The sequence below is a fragment of the Caballeronia sordidicola genome, assembly GCF_002220365.1.
Taxonomy (GTDB): domain Bacteria; phylum Pseudomonadota; class Gammaproteobacteria; order Burkholderiales; family Burkholderiaceae; genus Caballeronia; species Caballeronia sordidicola_C.
This window is the reverse complement of the sequence record NZ_MTHB01000150.1, coordinates 1-13,564: the sequence shown is the minus strand read 5'-3', so window position 1 is coordinate 13,564 and position 13,564 is coordinate 1. Positions and strand designations below refer to the sequence as shown.

Annotated in this window: 9 protein-coding genes and 3 pseudogenes; 9 read left to right on the top strand and 3 right to left on the bottom strand. The window is 58.3% G+C overall.

Annotation, left to right across the window (positions count from 1 at the left end; genetic code table 11):
• Positions 1 to 853: 853 nt before the first annotated feature.
• From BSU04_RS22650 to BSU04_RS22640, 3 genes and pseudogenes are all read left to right on the top strand, one after another.
• Positions 854 to 1,879: an IS110 family transposase gene (locus BSU04_RS22650; protein WP_089162679.1), complete on the top strand. Its 1,026-nt coding sequence runs from the start codon at positions 854 to 856 to the stop codon at positions 1,877 to 1,879.
• Positions 1,880 to 2,079: 200 nt separating this feature from the next.
• A pseudogene (locus BSU04_RS22645) lies at positions 2,080 to 2,412 on the top strand (transposase); the annotation flags it as partial.
• 110 nt (positions 2,413 to 2,522) lie between these two features.
• Positions 2,523 to 3,830 (top strand): IS256 family transposase, encoded by a 1,308-nt coding sequence (locus tag BSU04_RS22640; protein ID WP_089162678.1) that lies wholly within the window; start codon positions 2,523 to 2,525, stop codon positions 3,828 to 3,830.
• 698 nt (positions 3,831 to 4,528) lie between these two features.
• Here BSU04_RS22640 and BSU04_RS47830 read toward each other — a convergent pair.
• A pseudogene (locus BSU04_RS47830) lies at positions 4,529 to 4,862 on the bottom strand (formate dehydrogenase); the annotation flags it as partial.
• A gap of 530 nt (positions 4,863 to 5,392) precedes the next feature.
• Positions 5,393 to 6,492: pseudogene (locus BSU04_RS22630) on the bottom strand (IS5 family transposase).
• Between the two features lie 358 nt (positions 6,493 to 6,850).
• On the opposite strand from BSU04_RS22630, the gene BSU04_RS22625 reads away from it, so the two are divergent.
• The 6 genes from BSU04_RS22625 to BSU04_RS22600 all read left to right on the top strand — a co-directional run bounded on the left by BSU04_RS22625 (position 6,851) and on the right by BSU04_RS22600 (position 12,707).
• Positions 6,851 to 7,576: a TetR/AcrR family transcriptional regulator gene (locus tag BSU04_RS22625; protein WP_089162676.1), complete on the top strand. Its 726-nt coding sequence runs from the start codon at positions 6,851 to 6,853 to the stop codon at positions 7,574 to 7,576.
• 169 nt (positions 7,577 to 7,745) lie between these two features.
• Entirely contained in the window at positions 7,746 to 8,231 is a 486-nt protein-coding gene (locus BSU04_RS22620; RefSeq protein ID WP_089162675.1) for a VOC family protein, read from the top strand.
• A gap of 2 nt (positions 8,232 to 8,233) precedes the next feature.
• Positions 8,234 to 9,457, top strand: coding sequence for an FAD binding domain-containing protein (locus tag BSU04_RS22615; protein WP_089162674.1), 1,224 nt, complete (start codon positions 8,234 to 8,236; stop codon positions 9,455 to 9,457).
• A gap of 94 nt (positions 9,458 to 9,551) precedes the next feature.
• Positions 9,552 to 9,890, top strand: coding sequence for a DUF485 domain-containing protein (locus BSU04_RS22610; RefSeq protein WP_089162673.1), 339 nt, complete (start codon positions 9,552 to 9,554; stop codon positions 9,888 to 9,890).
• The gene (locus tag BSU04_RS22605) at positions 9,887 to 11,548 is read left to right on the top strand and encodes a cation acetate symporter (RefSeq protein WP_089162672.1); all 1,662 of its coding nucleotides are present in this window, start codon (positions 9,887 to 9,889) and stop codon (positions 11,546 to 11,548) included. Before BSU04_RS22610 ends, BSU04_RS22605 begins: the two co-directional genes overlap by 4 nt.
• Before the next feature lie 37 nt (positions 11,549 to 11,585).
• A complete protein-coding gene (locus BSU04_RS22600; RefSeq protein ID WP_089162671.1) occupies positions 11,586 to 12,707 on the top strand; it encodes an amidohydrolase family protein in 1,122 nt (373 codons plus the stop codon).
• 471 nt (positions 12,708 to 13,178) lie between these two features.
• Here the strand turns inward: BSU04_RS22600 and BSU04_RS22590 are convergent.
• A partial coding sequence (locus BSU04_RS22590) for a hypothetical protein (RefSeq protein ID WP_218827329.1) occupies positions 13,179 to 13,564 on the bottom strand: 386 nt, incomplete at its 5' end.

The following is a 13,564-nucleotide window of genomic DNA, read 5'->3' as shown; positions in this document are numbered from 1 at the left end:
CTGCTGTCCGTGTGCCCCCACCATATACGGGAGCATCCGGCCACATACCTTTTGGTTCAAGCCTGTCAGCACCTTTGGCTTGTTGAGGCTGACGATGTTTAAATGGCAGTTCACATCTGTTGGTCATACCGCTGAGCCTGGCATCCATCCGCATTGGTGCTCGCAGATCACGACTCATCTCGCGACTCGTCGCTACCCCGAGGGGCGGGTTACGTTGTTCCGATGGCTTCACACCCGGCCGTTACCAGCCACGCATGCATCGGTAGGCTACCGCCGACGGAACGGCGGGTTTCTTCGCCGAGATAGGCTGAAACAATTACTTACGCGACTTCACGTCGCACATATGAACGCCCCCCTTTGCGCCACTTTTTCGTACGATCTGACAGACAGGATGGGTTGCAGCTTTATATGCCTTGTTGCAGCTTGATACGCTGCGGGCCCTGATGAAATCCGCTGACTCGCGCCTCATTTGTTCGACGAGGTCGAAGCTCCGAACGCCTTGCAGGTTGTCGGGTAGCAGTAGCACATTGCTGCGCTACCGCCCCCTTCTATGAGCAGTAATTTGTCAAGGCCGCTTACGAATCGTCGATCAATTTCTTCCACATCTCCTTGCTAGAGCATATGAGGGGTCAAGGGCAGGCGAAGCCTGGCGTAGCGAACCCTTGACACTGGAAAGAGGCAATATGCTGGCGTATGTTTGGATAGATGGTATGAACGCCGCCCTCCCTTCGCGGAGATTCGGGCTCTGGACACGGAAGTGACTTTGGAATTATCGGGTCCCTCCAGAACCGAACGGCATCGATGTGCCATTAGTGGAGGTGTCGCAACCACTTGAGGAACGGGAGGGACCATCATGAAGACTACGACGTTCGGCCTCGATATTGCAAAGCGGGCATTCCAGATGTATTGGGTTGAAGCGGAAACGGGTGAGATCGTGAACCGGCGGTTCACGAAGCAACAGCTTATAGAATTTCTCGGCCAGCGAGCGCCCGGACGTGTGGCTCTGGAAGCATGCGGGAGTGCGCACTGGTGGGCACGCAAGATTGTAGCGTTGGGTCATGAAGTCGTATTGCTGCACGCGAGGTTCATCCGCCCGTTTGTTCAGAATAACAAGACCGATGCAACCGACGCCCGAGCGATCTGGACAGCAGCACAGCAGCCCGGCATGCGTTCGGTCGCACCGAAGACAGCAGATCAGCAGGCCACGCTGGCCTTGCATCGCATGCGTTCGCTGCTGGTCAAGTCACGTACCATGCAAGTCAACCAGTTGCGCGGCCTGTTGTACGAATTTGGCGTGACGCTCAAGGTGGGTCGCGTCGCCGGCCTGGCCGAGGTCCGCGAGCGGCTCCATGAAATCGAGCAGGTCGTTCCGGGCGCGCTGTTCTGCGCGCTGTGCGACCAGCTTCAGCACATCGACCGGATCGATGGCGAGATCAAGAAACTCGAGAGACAGATCGTTGCCTGGCAACGACAGGAGGCGGCATGCCAGCGGGTCGCTGCGATTCCAGGTATCGGGCCATTGACGGCGACAGCCTTGGTCGCGACGATTGGCGATCCCGCAGCCTTCAAGTCGGGACGTGAACTTGCCGCGTACCTCGGCCTGGTTCCCAGGCAAAACGGTACAGGCGGCAAGGTGCGCTTGGGCGCTATAAGCAAGCGTGGTGACAACTATATAAGAATGCTTTTGATACACGGGGCACGCGCCGTTTTGTTCAAAAGCAAAAGCAAGGGAGTTTGGTGTGAGCGGCTGTTGGCAAGGCGGCCCGTGAATGTGGCGACTGTTGCATTGGCAAATAAAATGGCGCGAACAGCCTGGGCGTTATTGGCAAAGGATCGAACGTACCAAAAAGACTACGCGGCAATGCAGAAGGTTGCGTAGCAAAGCAATACACGAGTTGGATACACGTTGGAAGGTTGCGAAGGTAAGTTTTTGGTGCCATTACGTGTATTAAGTGTTGCTGGGAAACGCGTTTGAATTTTGTTTAGGACTTACGCAAAAAGCCACGCCCGAGCGCGGAAACGAATTGTTACGAAGCGACGTAAACCCAAAGCAAAGTCAAGGTTCGTAATGTCGAGGGCATGACGAAACGCCCGACCCGCCTGGATTACTGCCAGTACTTGCTGGTGAGTCCGATCAACCACACGCTGACGAACTTCGCCGACCATGTTGAAGATATAAGCCACGATGCCATCAACCGGTTTTTGCGCAACGAGAAGATGACGCCGCGTCTCGTATGGGACAACGTGCGTGAACAGATCGCGGCTCACGAGGAAGGTTGCATCGCGTTCGACGACACGATCATCGATAAGGATTTCTCGCACAAGATCGAGTTGGTCCGACGTCAATACAGCGGCAACGCTCACGGTCTGATCAAGGGCATCGGCATGGTGAACTGCGTGTACGTGAATCCGCTGACGGCAATGTCCCAAGCGTAGTTGAAGGTTGAAGGCGGCGGTTTCCTGGTGAATCCGAGAAAATCGGGTTTGCCAACGACGAAACCTCGGACAGGAGAACCGCCAAAATGAAGCCTACCAAGAAGACCCGTCACAGCGCTAGCGTTGCGTTTAGTGTCGTGGCAAAGCAAGACGCTGACGCGCTGAAAGCCTGTTTTGCAGAAAACAGTGAGATGCTGCTGCCGTTGTTGGAACTGGTGCAGAACACGCGCGCGACCATTGACGAGTTGATGCACGAGGCCGGGCGCGGTTTGGTCGAACAGTTGCTCGTGTTGTCCGCGATGGAGGTCGCGGGTGACAAACACCCGGGCAAATCGCGTGGCGACGTCCGCTGGTGTTCGCAGCGTGGGCAGATCGTGATGGACGAGCGCAAGCTGGCGGTCAAACGCCCGCGATTGCGTAACAAAGGCGGCGTCGAAGTGGGGATTCCAGCGTACGAGCAACTGAACCAGAATCCGCGACTGGGAAAGCGGGTGCATGACATTTTGGTGACGGGGGTGTCCACACGCAAGTACGCGAAGGTGCTGCCGAAGATGGCTGGCACTGTGGGCATCTCCAAAAGCAGCGTGTCGCGCCAGTTCATCAAGGCCAGCGAGAAAGCACTGGAGACGCTGATGGCACGGCGCTTCGATGACAAGGACATTCTGGCGATCTACATGGACGGCATCATTGTCGACAAGCGGCACATTCTGGCGGCCATCGGCGTGGACAGCGACGGCGGCAAGCACCTGCTGGGGCTTGCGAGCGGCTCCAGTGAGAACGCAGAAGTAGTCAAGGACCTGTTGAATGGTCTGATCGAGCGCGGCCTGCCGACCGGGCGCGAGTATCTGTTCGTGATAGACGGCTCCAAGGCGCTGCGGGCGGCAATCGAGGCGGTCTTCGGCAAGCGAGCCCACGTGCAGCGGTGCCGGACTCACAAGATGCGCAACGTGACTGATCGTCTGCCCAAGGAAGTGGTCTCGCAAGTTAGCGCAGTGATGAAAGCCGCCTACAAGCTGCCAGAAAAAGAGGGGCTGGCGAAACTGAAGACGCAGGCAGCTTGGCTCAAGACCGAGTATCCGGACGCAGCAGCTTCGCTGCTGGAAGGGCTCGAAGAGACCTTCACGGTCAACAGACTGGGCTTGACGCCGGCGCTCATGCGTTGCCTGTGCACGACCAACATCATCGAGAACCCGAACGGCGCGGTGCGTCGCGTCACGCGCCGGGTGACGCGCTACCGCGATGCGGACATGGCGATGCGCTGGACGGCCACGGGCTTTCTGGAAGCTGAAAAGACTTTCCGAAAAATCAGCGGTGTCGACGACCTCTGGATTCTTGCCACCGCCTTGCATCGTGCTACGAAGAAAAGCGTTGACCATGATTTGAAGTCTGCCTAATCTATGCAACACCCGCTGTCCAAGCCTTCAACTGGCATTGGGACATTGCCTACAATTTACCGAGTCTTCATCGCGATTCAACCGCCTCAGTCACGTTCCATATCTGAGAAAATAACAGCTCTGCGTCGCGTGGTGGCCTGTGCCAAGGCTTCCGAAAAGTGGATTTACCATTGTCGATCATAGTCCGACATAGTACGTTTGAACCTCGTTTTCCTCAGCCCATATTTGCACATCGAGCATCTCGTTAAACTCAACGGATCGGTCATGATAGACACAACAGAACCCCGTAGCAGTCCTATATATAAGTACCAATTCCAGTACGGGTGGCTCCCCCGCGAGTGATTTGTACTCGCTCGATATCTCGGCCGCGACGTCATGAAGAGCATTCTTGATCGTCTTCTGAATCAAATCGAATCCATGTATCAATCTCATTGGAGCCTCTCCTGCGAAGGATGACCACTCCGCTTAAAACATTACTTGACACGAACCTTCGGCGTGGCCGCGAGCATTGCTATCCGGCAAGGCTTTGCGATAGCGCGTGGACTTCGTATCTTGTAGTTAATACCAATAGTGACCCCAGCAATAGGGCATTCAGTTGCAGCCAGACATTTGGAACGCCCGTTGACAGGGATGATTTATTACCGCCTTAGTTTTGTTTAAGAAAGTGGGCCTAACCCGGCCTAACCCGAGGACGGTGATAATCGGTCCGAAAATGTGCCGCTGTCATCCTGGCCGGCGTCGAATACGACGTACCTCTGATCGGCTTTCCCCTGCAACAAGGTGAGCCAATTGATGCCCGCCGGAAATGCTGCGCCGCCGGATCCGGGCAGCCTCGAATCGATCAGCGACTGGCAGGCCGCAGCTGGATCGAGGGCCAGTGGTGCGTGCCACAGACCTCAAGCCAGCCGTGTGCGACGTAGTCGTTGATCGACAGGGGATTGGGCATGCCATGCGTGCGAAGGTCAGGCGTTGCCAGCGTTTCCGGTAAGGAATCTCTTCAACCGGCCCGACATTTTTGGAGTGCGCCGTGCCACGTCGCATCATTGCGCGACCATGGTGATCGTTCCGTGGGGTGCATGGCGCAGGCAATCGAAAGACCAGATGCTACGGAAAGTGAGTCTTGCCTGCATTTCGCTCACAGTATCCGCCCTCCTCGCCATGCGATCAAAAACATGCAACGATTTCGCACTTGTTTTTTTCGTTATTATCGTCATAGATTGACATGTCATAACGTCACATATAATAGGCATCGGAATTTTTCCGTTCACAGACGATCTCGATCGAGGATATAGATTGCTGACTTAGAGAACGAACAATCCGACGCGGCAATGAAGTTGCTTAAGCTCGCCAACGTCGGCGTCTCCTACATGATGGAAGTGCCGACGCTCGAACGGACAACTGTCGATGTCGACTAGCAGGCCGGTGAAATATCTGTCGTTAATGCGCACAGGTGCATTACAACGGACGCTGGGTTCGCACTTTTGAAACGCGGAACACGTTTGCGGGCATTCGACGTTGTTCGCGGGTTTGCGATATCGGTGTTACTCATCGCTTCCTGCCCCTCAACCGGCGAGTGTGCGCATGCGCGTCAGGTTGTAGCCGACCTGCGTCAGCACGAAGAGCTGGTCTACGCGCTTAAGTCCACGATACATCGCCTGTCGAATTCGTCCGACTGTCTTGCCCCATCCGAACACCTGCTCGATGCGCTTACGTTTTTGCTGGCTGACCGCGTAACCCGGCCAGCGCGTAGTTCGCTCGTCAATTGCTGAACCTCCTGGACGTCCATCGTTTTGTGCCACATGCGGCGTGACACGATTCGCGCGGCAACCAGCAACGAAGCCAGCGGTGTCGTAATTCTTGTCCGCGCCCACTGTTATGGCGCGATTCGCAACACCGGCGACATCAGCAAGCATCTGCCCAGCAGCGTCGCGCTCGGCGGTGCCCGTTGCCAGCGTCACCTGCGCATTGACCACCAAACCGTGACGGTTGTCGGTCAATACGTGACCCATATAACAAAGCATCGCTCCGGTTCCTTTGCTCTTTCGAAACAGGCGCGCCTGCTCGTCGGTCGTGGATTGGTGTGTCTCGTTACTGCGCTTCTGTCCATGCCAGTTGTCATTCGGTGCAGGCGGTTCTTCAGGAGGTGTGTCGTCTGCGTCTGCCGTTGCCTTGGGCACAAAGCTCTTGTGTCCGGCCCATGCCTGAATCAACGTGCCATCGACGCTAAAGTGTTCGCCGGAAAGATACCCGCGCTCGCGCGCGGTTTCGACTGTCTCGTTAAACAGCAGCACCAGTACGTCGTGTTCAAGTAACCGGTCCCGGTTCTTGCTGAACGTCGAGTGGTCCCACACAGTCCCGTCCATCGGCAGGCCGACGAACCAGCGGAACAGCATGTTGTAGGAAATCTGTTCCACCAACATGCGCTCGCTACGAATTGAGTACAGCACCTGCAGCAACAAAGCTCGCACCAGCTTCTCCGGCGCGATGCTCGGCCGGCCTCCTTTCGCGTCAGCCTCGTACATCCGCGCGAACACATCGTCCATGCGCTTAAGCGCTCATTGAGCCACATGCGAATCGGACGCAACGGATGGTCCTTCGGCACAAAATCGTCCAGTTTCAACACCGTGAACATTGACTCGGTAAAACCATCTGGACCACGCATCTGTTCCATCTCGCTCTCATTGATGACATCAGTTCAACGTTGACGCCAGCGTCCCGGATGACCGCTGCATGAGGTATTTCACCGGCCTGCTAGAGGACCAATCCGAATCATCGAACGTGAATTCCGAAAACGCAACTTGTTGAGAGAGTGCCGCACCATGCTGGATTGGCATTGCACTTCCGAAGTCTAAAACAAGCACAACGTCGAATGCACGAAAAAGAACGGCACGTGTCGTCCAAAGAGTCATCCCCAATCAAATCGAACTGCAGTAACCGCGCTCGGTAGCCGTGCTATTGCCTAGCCAGAGCAGTTTAATCTTTGTATGATGCGTTCCAACACACTGGGTACCCAACAAGCCATGCCGAGAAAAGTACGGACTGACGACGCCGCTGCGCAAAACGAAGTGCACGAGAACCCGAAGGGAACCACGCGGCGCCTCGCCCCCGAAGTGCGCGAGCGTCAGATCCTCACGAAGGCGATCGACCACTTCGCCACCCATGGTTTCTCCGGGAGCACCCGCGAACTTGCGCGCCAACTCGGCGTGACCCAGCCACTTCTCTACCGCTATTTCCCGAGCAAGGAAGCATTGATCGACCGTGTGTACGAAGAAATCTATCAATGGGACTCGAGCTGGGAAAACCTGATCAAAGATCGCGCGGTCCCGATCCAGGAGCGCATGGTCCGCTTCTACTCGTTGTACGCCGAGGTGATTCTGCGGCGCGAATGGATCCGTATTTTTATCTTCGCCGGCCTCACCCGCGAAGGCATCAATTCCAAGTATTTATCGCGGTTGCGCGAACGCGTATTCGTCCCGGTCATGGCGGAGATCCGCTCGGCCTACGACCTGCCGCCTGCCACCAGCCCCAAGCAGCGGGAACTGGACCTCGAACTGATCTGGAGCCTGCACGCGAGCATCTTCTATCTGGGCGTGCGCAAATGGATCTACGGACTGCCGGTCAGCGACGACGTTGAAGGCCATATTGAACGCCACATCGACGCCTTCCTCAACGGCGTTCCCAAGGCGTTGAAGCACGCTTCCAAGGTCGCTCCCAAGGCCAAAACCCGGGCGAAATCGATCGTCTGAGGTGCGCCGGCCGCCTGGCCGGCCTGCCTTTTCACTCCCTTCGCGCCCCTTGGCGCGCGTTTTCCAGGGTAAACACCTGCAATACACCGCTTTATCCCGCATGGGCATTCGCCTACAATTTATCCAACGATCACTAATCGATCGATAAATTGCATTGTAGGAGTTTCAGATGCCCATTTCAAAGCTTGCTCACTACTCGATCCGCACCACCGACCTCGAGAAGTCCTGTCGCTTCTACGAACTGATCCTCGGCTTCAAGCGCGGTTACCGGCCGCCCTTTGACTTTCCGGGGGCGTGGCTCTATAAGGGCGGCGACGAGGCGGACTTCGGCACGGTCCATATCATCGGCATCGATCCCAGCAATCCCGAAGGGCTCGCCGCTTACCTCGGCGACAAGGATTTGCCCGCCACGGGAACCGGCACCGTCGATCACATTGCGTTTCTGGCCACCGGCGTCGAGGACATCTGGAAGACCTTGAGGGCCGAAGGCATTGTTTACCGTGATCGCACGGTCCCAAGCCTGGGTTTGCATCAGGTGTTCATCGAAGATCCGTCGGGCGTGACCATCGAATTGAATTTTCCCGCCGAAGAAATCATGCAACTGGCCGGCAGCGACCGGGCCCAGATTCAAACAACTGTCGGCACAGGAGCCTAGCCATGACGAAAACTTCTACACGGTCAAAGGCGATTATCGTCGGCGGTTCGTTGGGCGGTCTGTTCGCCGCCAATCTGCTCGTGCGTAACGATTGGGATGTCGAAGTGTTCGAGCGCGTGCCAGACGAACTGGCTGGGCGCGGCGCAGGCATCGTCACGCACCCCGAGTTGTTCGAGGCGATGGCGGAAGCCGGCATCGCGTTCGACGACTCCATCGGCGTCAAAGTCCAATCGCGCGTGACGTTCGCGCAAAGCGGCGCGATCCTGTCGGAGCGAGAGTTACCGCAGACGCTCACCGCGTGGGGCAAGATGTACCACGTCTTGCGCGCCGCGCTGCCCAACGTTCACTACCACGCGGGTGGCTCGGTCGTCTCCGTGCAGGACGGCCCCGATCAGGCCACGGTGACGCTTAGCGATGGCAGCGTGGTGCATGCGGATCTCGTCATCGCGGCGGATGGTTTCAAGTCGGCCATTCGCGAGCAATTCCTTCCTGACGTCAAGCTGCAATACGCGGGTTATGTCGCATGGCGAGGCCTGGTCGACGAGGCCTCGCTGTCGGCAGAAACACGCGAAGCGCTGTTCGAAAAGTTTGCTTTCTGTCTGCCGCCGCGTGAACAGATTCTTGGCTATCCAGTCGCGGGTCAGGGTAACAGCACGACGCCCGGCGAGCGCCGCTACAACTTCGTATGGTATCGCGCCACGAGCGAAGATATCCAGTTGCCAAACCTGCTGACCGACGAGTCCGGCAAGCGCTGGGTCGGCGGCATTCCGCCGACACTGATCCGCGAGGAGGTTCTGGCCGATATGGAAGACGCCGCGCTCACCCTGCTCGCGCCGCAATTCGGCGAAGTCGTGACCAAGGCGGCGCAGCCCCTCTTTCAACCGATCTTCGACCTCGAAGTCCCGCAGATGGCGTTCGGCCGCGTCGCCCTGCTCGGTGACGCGGCGTTCGTTGCGCGTCCGCATTGCGGCATGGGCGTCACCAAGGCGGCCAGCGACGCCATGGAATTGGTGAAGGCGCTGAACGCCCGGACCGACGTTCAGGAAGCACTCGCGGATTACAGCCGCGTGCGCACTCAGGTCGGCGCGGCCATCGTTCAACACGCACGCCACCTCGGCGCCTACATGCAGGCGCAGTTGAAAAATGACGTCGATCGTGAAATGGCCGAACGCTATCGCACGCCCGATGCCGTCATGCGCGAGACCGCGGTGCCGGCACGTTTCTAGACCTGCATGCACGCGTTAGCAGTATCACGTTACAGCACCGACTAGAAGCCGGTTAGAAGGAGACGAAGTGGAACATGGCGCCCCAACCTACCTGATGAGCGATCAATACGTCGCCGCCGAACCGCCGCCCCCTGCGGCGAATCCCCTACTCGAAGACGCGCGCTTTGTCGCGCTGGTGCGCGCAAGGCGCAAGTTCTCGTGGACGCTCACGATCCTCATGCTGACCGTCTACTTCGCGTTCATCCTCACGCTCGCATTCGCACCGGCGCTGCTCGGCCGGCCAATCATCGCCGGCTATCCGGCCACGTGGGGCATTCCAGTCGGCTTCGGCATGTTCGTCTTCACCTTTGTGCTGGTTGCCATTTACGTCGTGCGCGCCAACACCACGTACGACCGCGCGGTCAATGAAATCCGGCAAGGAGTCCAGCCATGAAATCCCCTTCTACAATACGCGCCGCGTTATTCAGCGTGCTTCTCTACGGCGCGCTTAACGCCTTGCCGGCTGCTGCGGCGGCCCAAACCACCTCGCCGGCGCACGCTCACAACCCGATCGCCATCGGCATGTTCCTGCTGTTCGTCGCCTCGACTCTTTTTATCACGCGCTGGGCTGCGAGGAAGAACCACAGCGTTTCCGACCACTACGCGGCGGGCGGCAAGATCACAGCTTTCCAGAACGGCTGGGCAATCGCCGGCGACTACATGTCCGCTGCGTCGCTGCTGGGCATTTCCGCGCTGGTCTTCACAAGCGGTTATGACGGCCTGATCTACTCGATCGGATTTCTCGCGAGCTGGCCGATCATCCTCTTCCTGATTGCGGAGCCGCTGCGCAATCTCGGCCGTTACACGCTGGCGGACGTCGTGTCCTACCGCCTGCAGCAACGGCCGATTCGCGGCTTTGCCGCATCCAGTTCGATCGTGATCGTGCTGCTCTACCTCGTCTCACAGATGGTCGGCGCCGGCAAGCTGGTCGAATTGCTGTTCGGCTTCAACTACACGATCGCGGTCGTGCTGGTTGGCGTGCTGATGGTGGTCTACGTGTTTTTCGGCGGTATGCTGGCGACCACCTGGATTCAGATCATCAAGGCGGCCTTGCTGCTCGCGGGGGCTGCGTTCATGGCGTTCATGGTGCTCAGCCGGTTCGGTTTCAGCTTGAACGCGCTGTTCGCGCAAGCCATCGTTGCGCATCCCAAACATGCGGCGATCATGAGTCCGGGCGGGCTCGTGTCGGATCCGATCTCCGCCATATCGCTGGGTCTCGCGCTGATCTTCGGCACCGCTGGATTGCCGCACATCCTGATGCGATTCTTCACCGTGCGCGACGCGAAGGCCGCCAGAAAAAGCATTCTGTACGCGACGGGAATCGTCGGTAGCGGCTACGCGCTGATCATCATCATCGGCTTCGGCACGATCGCGCTTGTCGCTACGGACCCGCAGTATCACAGCGCCTCGGGCGGCGTGATCGGCGGCGTGAACATGGTGGCGATTCACCTGGCGCACGCAGTAGGCGGCAACGTGTTTCTCGGCTTCATCTGCGCGGTCGCTTTTTCGACCATTCTCGCCGTCGTGGCCGGGCTGACACTCGCGGGTTCCTCCGCGGTTTCGCATGATCTCTATGCGAACGTGATCCGCCGTGGCGCGGCCACCGATCGCGAGGAAATGCAGGTCTCGCGCATCACCACGCTCGTGCTCGGCGTGCTCGCGATTCTGCTGGGCATCGCCTTTGAAAAGCAGAACATCGCTTTCATCGTGAGCCTGACTTTCTCGATCGCGGCCAGTTCCAACTTCCCGGTTCTGTTGCTGTCGATTTACTGGCGAGGTCTCACGACGCGCGGCGCGGTGGTCGGCGGCTCGCTGGGGCTGATCTCGGCCGTGACGCTGACCATTCTCAGCCCGACGGTCTGGGTCCAGGTGCTGGGCCATGCGCATGCCATCTACCCGTATGAATACCCGGCGTTGTTTTCGATGATCGTGGCCTTCGCCGGCGTGTACGTCTTCTCCGTCACCGACACCTCTAAACGAGGCCAACGAGAACGCGCGCTGTACGGCAACCAGTTGGTCGACTGCGAACTCGGCATGGTGAAGCAGGGATAAGCGCTTTACGCCAATAACTACTTACGGAGACAGACTCATGGATTGCACTTGTTGTGTTTCGCCCAAACGCCGCCGCCTGCTCGGCACGATGGCTGCGCTGGCCGGCGGTCTCGCGTCGGGCGCATCAGGCCAAGCGGCAGCGGCCACGCCCACCGCAGTTGCCGGTAGCGCTCGCAAAGTCCGCTCGATCGACGTTCACGCTCACTATTACCCGGAGAGTTATTGCGAGCTGGTAGGTAGCGAAGGTCACCAGTTCGGCGGCAAATTCACCTGTGACGCCAGCAGCTTCAGCTTCCAGACGCCGGCGGGCGGCCTCGGACCCTTGCCGCTGAAGTTCATCAACATCGACGCGCGGCTCGCCGACATGGATGCCTCTGGCGTCGATATGCAGGCACTGTCGCTGAGCGTGCCGATGGCCTACTGGGCTGACCGCGCCTTCAACGCGAAACTCGCCACGACGTGGAATGCCGCGGCTTCCAAAGTGCATCTGCAGTACCCGTCGCGCTTTGTTGTTCTGGCAACGCTCCCGATGCTCAACCCGCACGACGCCATCGACGAACTGGAACGCTCGGCGGAATTGCCCGGCGTGCGCGGCGTCTACATGGGCACCAATATCAACAACCGCGACCTCGACGACCCGTTGTTCGAACCGGTTTTTGCACGCATCGAACAACTCGGTTTGCCGGTGTTTCTGCATCCGCAGCAGACAGTGGGGGGAGCGCGGCTCAACGACTTCTATCTGAGCAACCTGTTGGGCAATCCGTTCGACACCGCGATCGCGGGCTCACATCTGATTCTGGGAGGAGTGATGGATCGGCACCCGGCGCTGAGCGTGACGTTGCCGCACGCGGGAGGCGCCTTGCCGATTCTCATGGGACGCATCGACGCGGGTTGGACAGTGCGCCCTGAAACCCGGAGGCTCGCGCAGAAACCGAGTAGTTACCTGCGCCGCTTCAACTACGACACGGTTTCGCATTCCGGCCCAGTTCTGGACTTTCTGATTCAGAACGTCGGTGTCGATCGACTAGTGCTCGGCAGTGACTACTGTTTCGACATGGGCTACGAACAACCGGTCACCTTCCTTGATCGCCTCGAACTGCCCACTGACCAGAAGAATATGGTGCTCCGAGGCAATGCGTCGCAACTTTTGAAGATCTGACGCGAATCGTCCTCCGAACCGCTCGAAGGCTTTTCACCGATCGAACTAACACGTGCCGCAATAAAAATTATTGCGGCACGTCACGCGCGTCCCTAAAAAGATATTAATTATCCTTAGCCAACGGATTGAACGACCGCGTCGAGCAGACACGCGGCGTCAACCAAGGGTAATGTTCGCCTGAACGAAATTGGGGAATTCGACCCAGGCAAACGAGGGTGAACGCATCGCAACCATGAAAATCGCAATCGCTGGCGGTTCTATCGCAGGGCTGGCCTCTGCTCTGACGCTGTCCTGCACGGGTCACGAGGTGCAGGTGTATGAGCGCTCCACCACGCCACTCAAGGGTCGCGGCGGCGGGCGTGGTTCAAAATCCGTGTTTTTTGCGTTACACAGACGAGCTGAATCATCCTGCGGTTTCAGGCAGGATTAATATGGAATGCAAATCAGTTTGAGATCCGCGACCTCACGCGATCAAGTTTGCCGAGGCTGAAGCGGACCGAGTCCGAGTAGTGTCAGCCAGTGCGGATGGTCCTGGCCGGTCATCGCTTCACGTGGACTTTTGCCCAGCCGCTCGCTGCACCGGCTGCGCATGAAGCGACGGTGATTGAAGAAGAACTGCAGCAGGCCCAGCCAGGCGCGGCTACCGTTCAGATGGCGCCGCAGCGTCAGGCAGTTGCGCAACCGGGAGTTGAGGTTTTCGACCAACGAGCTGCTGCGTGGCGTGCTCTGCATGGCTTGCGAGACCGCGCTCCAGACCTCGTAGAACTTGCGTCCCATGGCGGCATGCAGCTGGTTCCAGCCTTGCCAGAAGGCACCCGAGGTGTCGGGCTTGCGATGCAGCAGACACGTTGCGCGGA

What these genes read in the sequence shown, in the direction of transcription:
- BSU04_RS22625 (WP_089162676.1), top strand. Translation starts at nt 6,851, where the DNA reads ATGCCGAGAAAAGTACGGACTGACGACGCCGCTGCGCAAAACGAAGTG.
- BSU04_RS22620 (WP_089162675.1), top strand. Translation starts at nt 7,746, where the DNA reads ATGCCCATTTCAAAGCTTGCTCACTACTCGATCCGCACCACCGACCTC.
- BSU04_RS22605 (WP_089162672.1), top strand. Translation starts at nt 9,887, where the DNA reads ATGAAATCCCCTTCTACAATACGCGCCGCGTTATTCAGCGTGCTTCTC.
- BSU04_RS22615 (WP_089162674.1), top strand. Translation starts at nt 8,234, where the DNA reads ATGACGAAAACTTCTACACGGTCAAAGGCGATTATCGTCGGCGGTTCG.
- BSU04_RS22610 (WP_089162673.1), top strand. Translation starts at nt 9,552, where the DNA reads ATGAGCGATCAATACGTCGCCGCCGAACCGCCGCCCCCTGCGGCGAAT.
- BSU04_RS22650 (WP_089162679.1), top strand. Translation starts at nt 854, where the DNA reads ATGAAGACTACGACGTTCGGCCTCGATATTGCAAAGCGGGCATTCCAG.
- BSU04_RS22600 (WP_089162671.1), top strand. Translation starts at nt 11,586, where the DNA reads ATGGATTGCACTTGTTGTGTTTCGCCCAAACGCCGCCGCCTGCTCGGC.
- BSU04_RS22640 (WP_089162678.1), top strand. Translation starts at nt 2,523, where the DNA reads ATGAAGCCTACCAAGAAGACCCGTCACAGCGCTAGCGTTGCGTTTAGT.